The organism is Halomonas sp. DQ26W (assembly GCF_003339685.1).
Lineage (GTDB): Bacteria > Pseudomonadota > Gammaproteobacteria > Pseudomonadales > Halomonadaceae > Halomonas.
The window spans coordinates 41,026-48,855 of sequence record NZ_QPKI01000031.1; the positions used below are offsets into that span (position 1 = coordinate 41,026).

9 protein-coding genes are annotated in these 7,830 nt (G+C 50.4%); 7 read left to right on the plus strand and 2 right to left on the minus strand.

What is annotated here, in order from left to right; translation table 11 throughout:
• The 7 genes from DU490_RS14730 to DU490_RS14760 all read left to right on the plus strand — a co-directional run bounded on the left by DU490_RS14730 (position 1) and on the right by DU490_RS14760 (position 6,355).
• Positions 1-1,059, plus strand: coding sequence for a nucleotidyltransferase family protein (locus DU490_RS14730; RefSeq protein WP_114575033.1), 1,059 nt, complete (start codon positions 1-3; stop codon positions 1,057-1,059).
• Positions 1,049-1,759, plus strand: a complete 711-nt coding sequence (locus tag DU490_RS14735) for a cytidylyltransferase domain-containing protein (protein WP_114575034.1) — start codon at positions 1,049-1,051, stop codon at positions 1,757-1,759. The genes DU490_RS14730 and DU490_RS14735 overlap by 11 nt, the downstream gene beginning before the upstream one ends.
• Positions 1,752-3,050 (plus strand): hypothetical protein, encoded by a 1,299-nt coding sequence (locus tag DU490_RS17035; RefSeq protein ID WP_147270471.1) that lies wholly within the window; start codon positions 1,752-1,754, stop codon positions 3,048-3,050. The genes DU490_RS14735 and DU490_RS17035 overlap by 8 nt, the downstream gene beginning before the upstream one ends.
• Positions 3,019-3,648 (plus strand): imidazole glycerol phosphate synthase subunit HisH, encoded by a 630-nt coding sequence (hisH, locus tag DU490_RS14745; RefSeq protein ID WP_220270512.1) that lies wholly within the window; start codon positions 3,019-3,021, stop codon positions 3,646-3,648. Before DU490_RS17035 ends, hisH begins: the two co-directional genes overlap by 32 nt.
• Position 3,649: 1 nt before the next feature.
• Positions 3,650-4,411, plus strand: a complete 762-nt coding sequence (locus tag DU490_RS14750) for an AglZ/HisF2 family acetamidino modification protein (protein ID WP_114575036.1) — start codon at positions 3,650-3,652, stop codon at positions 4,409-4,411.
• 6 nt (positions 4,412-4,417) lie between these two features.
• Positions 4,418-5,533 (plus strand): N-acetyl sugar amidotransferase, encoded by a 1,116-nt coding sequence (locus DU490_RS14755; RefSeq protein ID WP_114575037.1) that lies wholly within the window; start codon positions 4,418-4,420, stop codon positions 5,531-5,533.
• A 195-nt stretch (positions 5,534-5,728) separates the two neighbouring features.
• Entirely contained in the window at positions 5,729-6,355 is a 627-nt protein-coding gene (locus DU490_RS14760) for an IS30 family transposase (RefSeq protein ID WP_258801679.1), read from the plus strand.
• Between the two features lie 214 nt (positions 6,356-6,569).
• Here the strand turns inward: DU490_RS14760 and DU490_RS17670 are convergent, their stop codons facing one another.
• Both DU490_RS17670 and DU490_RS17675 read right to left on the minus strand, forming a co-directional pair.
• Positions 6,570-7,076, minus strand: a complete 507-nt coding sequence (locus DU490_RS17670) for a transposase (protein ID WP_114575038.1) — start codon at positions 7,074-7,076, stop codon at positions 6,570-6,572.
• Positions 7,012-7,491, minus strand: a complete 480-nt coding sequence (locus DU490_RS17675) for a hypothetical protein (RefSeq protein WP_114575039.1) — start codon at positions 7,489-7,491, stop codon at positions 7,012-7,014. Before DU490_RS17675 ends, DU490_RS17670 begins: the two co-directional genes overlap by 65 nt.
• Positions 7,492-7,830: the final 339 nt, after the last annotated feature.

A 7,830-nucleotide genomic window follows, 5' to 3' on the forward strand; every position in this document is an offset into this window, starting at 1 on the left:
ATGAAGAAATGGGAACGCGCTCTCGTAAGCCCCGTTACGACTCTAGGCGAAGCGATCAAAGTGTTGGATCGTGAAGCCCTGCGCATTGCGTTGGTCGTCGATGATCAACAACGCTTGCTCGGTACTTTGACCGATGGCGACGTGAGACGTGCTCTGTTGGACAAGCAAACAATGGATGCGACCGTCGAGGAGATCATGTTCCGCCTCCCCAAGGTGGCATATCAGGACTGGAGCAAGGCCCGAATGCTGGCTTGGATGGAGCAGCACGAGCTGCTGCAGCTTCCCATCGTCGACGACCATAACGTCCTCATCGGGTTGGAGACACTGCATGGCTTACTGCAGAAGCCGCGCCAGGACAACCCGGTATTTCTGATGGCCGGGGGATTTGGCAAGAGGCTACGCCCCCTGACCAATACCTGTCCCAAACCGATGTTGCGGGTCGGTGATAAACCGATCCTCGAACTGATTCTCGAAGGCTTCGTCAACGCGGGCTTTCACCGCTTCTATATTTCCACGCACTACATGCCGGAACAGATTCGCGATCACTTCGGTGACGGCAGCCAGTGGAATATTAGCATTCAGTATATTTATGAAGAAATCCCTCTTGGCACTGGGGGGGCGCTGGGGCTGCTGCCTCATGATGAGATCGACCTGCCGTTGTTCATGATGAATGGAGATATACTCACTAACCTCAACCTCTTAGCGCTATTAGCATTTCATGAGGAGCATGGTGGTAAGGCCACCATGTGTGTGCGCGAGTTCGATTATCAGGTGCCTTACGGCGTTATCGAAGCTGACGGTCAACGTGCCAAAGCTATAGTCGAGAAGCCGGTGTATACTTTCAATATCAATGCGGGGATCTATCTGCTTGCTGCCGATCTTGTTAAGAGCGTAACCCCAGGAACACGAATTGATATGCCAACATTGCTGGAGAAGCAAATGGCTGATGGTAACGGGGTCAACCTCTATCCACTGAAAGGGTACTGGTTAGATATTGGTCAAGTTGATGATTTTCAGCGTGCACAGGCGGATGTTGAGGGACAGCTACATGGCCGGTAATATCGATTCACTTAAGTCTCACGCGATCATACCTGCTCGACGCGGCAGCAAGCGTTTGCCTGGCAAGAATATGCGTGAATTGGCAGGTAAACCACTGATCCAGTGGACCATTGAGGCTGCACAGCAAAGTCGAGCCATAGGTACCGTGATTGTTACCAGCGACGATCCCGCTGTGTTGTCATTGGCTCTTGAACTTGGTGTGGATGCCGTAATCGACCGGCCTTTCGAGTTGGCGACGGATACGGCCAAGACCTCAGCAGTAATCATGCATGCTATTCACTTTATTAAGGCTCAGGGGGTTCACCCCAATACCCTTTGCCTACTCCAGGCTACATCCCCTTTGCGGACCGCTAATGATATTGATGACGCTCATGACCTTTATGTCGCTTCAAAAGCACCAGCGGTGATTTCGGTATGTCAACTAGATCATCCCATCGCTTGGTGCGGAGCTCTGGACGAGAGTTTGTCAATGCGAGACTTCGCAGAAAAGATCCGTGAGGAGAAACTGAGCCAGGATCATGAGAAACATTATCGGTTGAATGGAGCTATCTATATTGCGCGCTATGATGCTTTCATTCGAATGAATGGATTCTTAAGTAATGAGACTTTGGCTTATATAATGTCAAGGGAGCATTCTATTGATATAGATGAAGAGATGGATTTCAAACTTAGTCAACTAATGCTAGATAAATATGCGTAAAATTAGCAAGATTTATCATTTTATCATTGCTCTAGGCTTTCATCAGAGCAAATATTCAAATATAAGAAGATCTCCTTTGCTATTGATACGGCATGATTCGGACTGCGGCTACAGATATCGCGGACGTATTTATTCACAAATTATAGATTCATTAGCAGATTTCGCTCTATACCATGGTATAAAGAGTTTGAGTATTGCATCGCCTTTTAGCCGATTTAGTGGTGCTTCTGCCCACAACGACCCATTGGCATTTAACCGAACTTTTCTTCGAATCGCTCTAGTCTCGGCGATTCTTGCGCGGGTCGTGGGCCATAGCCGTGCCCTTGCTTACAAACGTGAAGCCAGCATCGCAGTATGGGAGAGAATACTGAATCGAGCACAGCCGCAAGTGGTCATTGGTATTCAACCTAATCGGTATTTGTGTGCTGCTTGCAAGGCGGTGAATATATCTGTTTATGATTACCAACACGGGGTCATTGCCCCTGATCATTGGTGGTATGGCAATGTTTTACCGAAAGAAATACCGTATGATGAACTACCAAGTGGTATCCTCTGTTGGGACAGAGCGAGCGCTGAATCTCTTGTTTCATGGGCGCCGAAGCGCGCGGTTCAGGTCCGCATTCTGGGAAATCCATGGTTTAAAAGATTCGAAGATAGAATTCCAAGCGACAATCTCGTCAATGAGGCATTGGACCTAGGTGTTATTTGCAATGACGGCAAGCCCGCAATTCTTATATCATTGCAATGGGGTTTAAAAGAGCACTACTACTACGACACTGAATTCAACAACGTGATGTGTGAAGCCCTCGTCCAGGTCATTAAAAGAACTCATCAGCGCTACAATTGGATGCTGCGACTTCATCCGGTCCAACTCCATGGCGTTGAAGGCCGCGAGACACGTGAGTTTCTTCGCCGAGAGTTTGGTCAGCTCGAGGGGGTGGACTGGGAAGAAGCTAGCCGGTTGCCCCTGCCTGTCGTGTTGAAGCGTACCCAGCTTCACATAACAGACATGAGTACAGTGGTCACCGAATCAGCTTGGTACGGAGTTCCATCAGCGATTCTCAATCCCTTTTTAAGACCAGGAGAAAAATTAGAGACATTATTTAAAGAGGAAAGGAAAATTGGTATCGCAAGCTTGGTTAAACAAAGTGTGCCTGACATTGAGCAGTGGATTGTAAACGCTCTGGAAGCCCAGCAAGAAACGCACGCTGTGGAACCCGAAGAGAGCCTGTTGGAATTTTTGAGGGAGACTGTTTCCGTTGACGACACGCTCGACGATACAAATTATTGATTATGGCGCTGGTAATATTGCTTCCGTAGCAAACATGATCGAATACGTCGGTGGAGAAGCCGATATTGTAATCTCGCCAGATCAGCTGAAATGTGATGTAAAAATCATATTGCCGGGTGTTGGCGCATTTGACCATGGCATGACCTGCCTAGAAGAGGGTGGCTGGATTCCAGCATTGGTGGAGTGTGTGCAAACAAAACGTACACCCATTCTCGGAATTTGCCTTGGCATGCAGTTGATGTGTAATAGTAGCGAAGAGGGTCAAAGGCCGGGACTCGGTTGGATAGATGCGTCGGCACGCAGATTTACATTCTCTGCTGACAGCGGACTTAAAGTTCCCCACATGGGATGGAACCGTGTTGTGGTATCAACGTGCGATGAACTGGTCAGCGATGAGACGGATACCGAGAAGAGGTTCTACTTCGTGCATTCTTATTATATTAGTTGCGCGCGGGAGGAGGACGTCATTTTAACTTGCCATCATGGTCATGATTTCGTGGCGGGTTTTCATCGCGAGAATATTTGGGGGCTACAGTTCCATCCAGAGAAAAGTCACCGGTTCGGAATGGAAGTGTTCCGCCGCTTCCTGGAGGTGTGAGGTGTTAAGTCATCGTGTGATACCTACCCTTCTATTGAGTAAAGGTGGGTTAGTAAAGACCACCAAATTCAAACAGCCGAAGTATGTGGGTGACCCAGTAAATGCTATTCGCATTTTTAATGAGAAAGAAGTGGATGAGTTGGTTGTGTTGGATATTGATGCCTCCCGTGAGGGTCGAGAGCCGGACTACGATGCGATTGCTGAATTTGCTTCCGAGTGCTTCATGCCTCTTGCGTATGGAGGCGGGATTCGAACTGTAAAGCAGGCGCGTACGCTCTTTTCACTTGGGTTAGAAAAAGTCGTTCTCCAGACTGCAATTCTCGATAATACAGAACTTATTTCAGATATTGCCCAGCGCTTTGGTTCGCAAAGTGTTATTGCTTCAGTCGATATCAAACGAGATTGGAGGGGACGGGCAAAAATATGGTCAGCTGCAAAACGGAAAAAACTCGACCCTCCCTGGTTGGATAAACTGCAGGAGTTCGTTGATGCTGGAGCAGGTGAAATTCTACTGAATAGTGTAGACAGGGACGGTACGCAGCAGGGTTATGACAACGAGCTGATAGCGACAGCGGCTAAGGCGCTCTCGGTACCGGTGATTGCCCTCGGAGGAGCTGGAAAACTCGAGCATCTGGCCTCTGTGGTAGAGTCCGGTGCGTCCGCAGTGGCGGCTGGTAGCCTGTTTGTGTTTCAAGGGCCCCATCGCGCCGTCCTCATCAGCTACCCTCGCTACTCAGTCCTCGAATCTCTGTTTCGGAGTTAATATATTATGGCATCAACCAACCATCAGATATGTATCCGCTGTGTCATGGACACCACGGCAAAAGACATTAGATTTGATGAGGACGGTATCTGCAACTACTGCACTTACTTTGAAAACCATGTAAATGATGTTGTGTTTGAGTCGGAAGAGGAACGTTCTGTCAGGCGAAAACAGTTCATCAAGGAGGTAAAAGCTGCAGGGAAAAGAAAGCCCTATGACTGTGTAATGGGGCTTTCGGGAGGTGTGGACAGCTCTTATGCTCTTCATCTGGCTTTGCAAGAGGGACTTAGACCATTAGCAGTCCACATGGACAATAACTGGAATTCCGAGTTGGCCACAAACAATATTAAAAATCTGGTTTCTGGACTTAATGTTGATCTTCATACTCACGTGATAAATTGGCCAGAATATCGGAATCTCATGCAATCGTTTTTTGATGCTGACGTTATTGACGTTGAGCTTTTGTACGATAACGCAATGTTGGCAGTCAACTACAATCAGGCGAGGAAGTACGGTATAAAGTATATTCTGAGTGGTAGCAACTCCGCCACGGAAGGGATGCCAATGCCGCAAGACTGGAACTGGAAGAAGTGGGATAAAAAGAATATAAAGGCTCTTGGAAAGCGCGGTGGAGTGAAGGTAAAAACCTTCCCATCGATTGGAATAGTTGATTACCTAATTAACCGTTTAGTTTACGGTATTCAGTGGGTTCCGTACCTTGATTATTATGATTATCAAAAAACTAAAGCTATGGACTTGCTGGAAGAAAAATATAATTATAAACGATATCCATATAAGCATTACGAATCTGTGTTTACCCGATTTTACCAAGGTTACATTCTTCCTGAGAAATTCGATGTGGATAAAAGGAAGCTGCATCTCGCCACTCTGGTTATGAGTAACCAAATAAGTCGAGAAGAGGCCCTTAAAATTTTAGAGAGTTCACCTTATCCCACCGAAAAAGAATTACATACGGATAAAAAATATTTTTTAAAAAAAATGGGTTGGACAGAACAAACTTTGGAGCTTTATCTGAGACGTGAGCCCCGAGCGCACGATGAGTATCCTAGCAGTGTTATATTATGGGAATTTATGAGGAAGTTGTATAAAGCATATAAATAATTCTGCCAAATTACTTGTGTTTATTAACTAGTACTTGTCCGGTTCTATGCTGGAAATATTTGACAGACAAGCATTTATTGCCATAGCGTGCTTTCATCAAGGCTTTATCTGGAACTACGCAAAGATAACCTTGATCTGATTGCATCATACACCATTGTCTGCGAATTGAAATCGGAACTGGTTTCGCCAATTGGGGTGGTTTACGAATCGGCGACACAGTTACTGATATTGATTAGGTGTCGGGCCCCAGGCCTTATCCGTCAATGTAGATGTCAAGCCCAGTCCCTCAGTGATCACCGGCGTCGCACCGCCTGGAAGTGGACGAAGCGCTTGCCCAGCATGATCACCGCCGTTGCCGACCGGCTGCGTGAGGAGTGGAGCCCCCAGCAGATCAGCGGTTTCATGGCGCTCTTGGCCGGCGTAGGCGTCAGTCATCAGTGGATCTACTCCTTGATCTGGGATGACACGGCGCAGGGTGGCGATCTCTGGCAGCATCTCCGTCAGCCCAAACGGCGCAGCAAGCACCGGGCCCAGGCCAAGAGCGCAGGGCTTGGCATGATTCCCAACCGGGTGGGCATCGAGCATCGCCCGGCTGAGGTCGATGACCGGCGCTTCATTGGCCACTGGGAGGGCGACACCTTGATCCAGGGGCACAAGCAATCAGGGCTAGTCACGCTGGTAGAGCGTCATAGTGGTTACCTGCTGGAGGCACGGCTGCCCAAGATCTCGGCGGAGTTGACGAAGGCGTCCATGATCCAGTTGTTGAAGCGTCACCGCGGAGCGGTGAAGACCATAACACTGGACAACGGGCTACCTGCGTAAGTGGCAGCATCATGGACAAAAAGGCCCTTGCCAATGTCAGCATAGCCCAGGCATCGGCAAGGGAATCATTCCTGGCAGCCCGCCATGTCTCGGAGCAGTGGCACACCATAGTGACAGGGGTCCAAGCCGTTCAGCTTGGCCCGACAGGGCTTAACAGAGGCTCATGGCATCCTGGCGGGCGGGCACGACCATTATCTACGGGGTCCTTGCGGCCCTACGGCCTCGCGAGAGCTGTCCCGCCGCCAGGAATGCCATACTCATGATAGCCCCGGTAGTCGACCTCTTGCTTGATCAGGGCATGCGCGACGCGGGCCATCTTAGCCGCGACGGCGGTGAGGGCCTTGCGCTTCAGGTCGGCATTGGTCGGATCCGCTTGCCTGTAACGCTCGAACTTGCCGCGAAAGCTGTTCTCACGCATTCGAATGGCGACCGTGGCCGCCAGCCAATAGGCATAACGAAGCCGGGCATTTCCACGTTTACCCAGTCGGTAACGGCTGCAGGTATTGCCACTCTGCGAGGCTGCCAGGTTGAAGCCGCAGAACTTCAAATACTGGCGGTGGTGCGAGAAGCGCCGAAGATCCCCGCTCTCCGCCAGGATCATCAAGGCGATGATCGGTCCAACTCCAGGCAGCGTCTGTAGCCGTACGAAGTCGGCGTTATCGCTCAGGTATGCCGCCGCCTGAGTCTCCAGCGCTTGGCGTTGCTCGGTCAGCGTGAGGATAGCGCCTTAGCTGAAGCTGGAAGGTACCGATCGCTGGCGAGTCTGGTGCAACGGGGAGACCCATGCTGGCGTGGGCCGTTTCGTAGAGGCCTTCCAGAAACTGCTGCTTGGCGACCTTGCGACCGACACACTCCCAGGCAGCCTCGACAAAGGCCTCGCGGCGTAATGCCATGATGCTAGCGGGGGTCAGGAAGGCTAGCAGGAAACGAGAGAACCAGATGGCCCGAGAGGTGCTCAAGTAGCGTTCCATCTCCGGAAAGTACAAGGTCAGGTAGTGGTTGACCAGGCTGTGCTGGCAGCGGGAGCGCGCCCGCGAAATCTGCTGATAGGTATTTGAAATTTCCTGAATGTCAAAGAACCCTTCGCGCAGCGGATCGTGAAATGGCTGCACCATGCCGTGGGTCAGCAGGTACATCAAGACACGCGCATCCTTGCGGTCATGCTTGTCCCACGAGGTATACAGCGCTTACCGCACGCGAGCGCAGGCAAGGGACGAGGCTAGATGCACCTGAATACCGGCCTGCGCCAACCAATAGGCAATCGGACGATGGAAATCCGCTGTTGGCTCCAGCACCGCCAGGACGGGGATCTTCTGTTGTTTCAGGAAACCGATCAGCTCGTCATGGCCACCACGTGTTAATGGCCAAGTAAAGTGACCCAGTACCGGCCAACGCTTTTGACCCACCCCCGAGGTGGCAGCGCTGCCACCATCCACCTACCGTGTCGGCTCAGCCAAGGGTCGGGACGGAGATGT

Excerpts from the sequence above, each read along its gene's own strand:
- DU490_RS14735 (WP_114575034.1), top strand. The coding sequence starts at position 1,049 with ATGGCCGGTAATATCGATTCACTTAAGTCTCACGCGATCATACCTGCT.
- DU490_RS17675 (WP_114575039.1), bottom strand. The coding sequence starts at position 7,491 with ATGTACCTGCTGACCCACGGCATGGTGCAGCCATTTCACGATCCGCTG.
- DU490_RS14755 (WP_114575037.1), top strand. The coding sequence starts at position 4,418 with ATGGCATCAACCAACCATCAGATATGTATCCGCTGTGTCATGGACACC.
- DU490_RS17035 (WP_147270471.1), top strand. The coding sequence starts at position 1,752 with ATGCGTAAAATTAGCAAGATTTATCATTTTATCATTGCTCTAGGCTTT.
- DU490_RS14730 (WP_114575033.1), top strand. The coding sequence starts at position 1 with ATGAAGAAATGGGAACGCGCTCTCGTAAGCCCCGTTACGACTCTAGGC.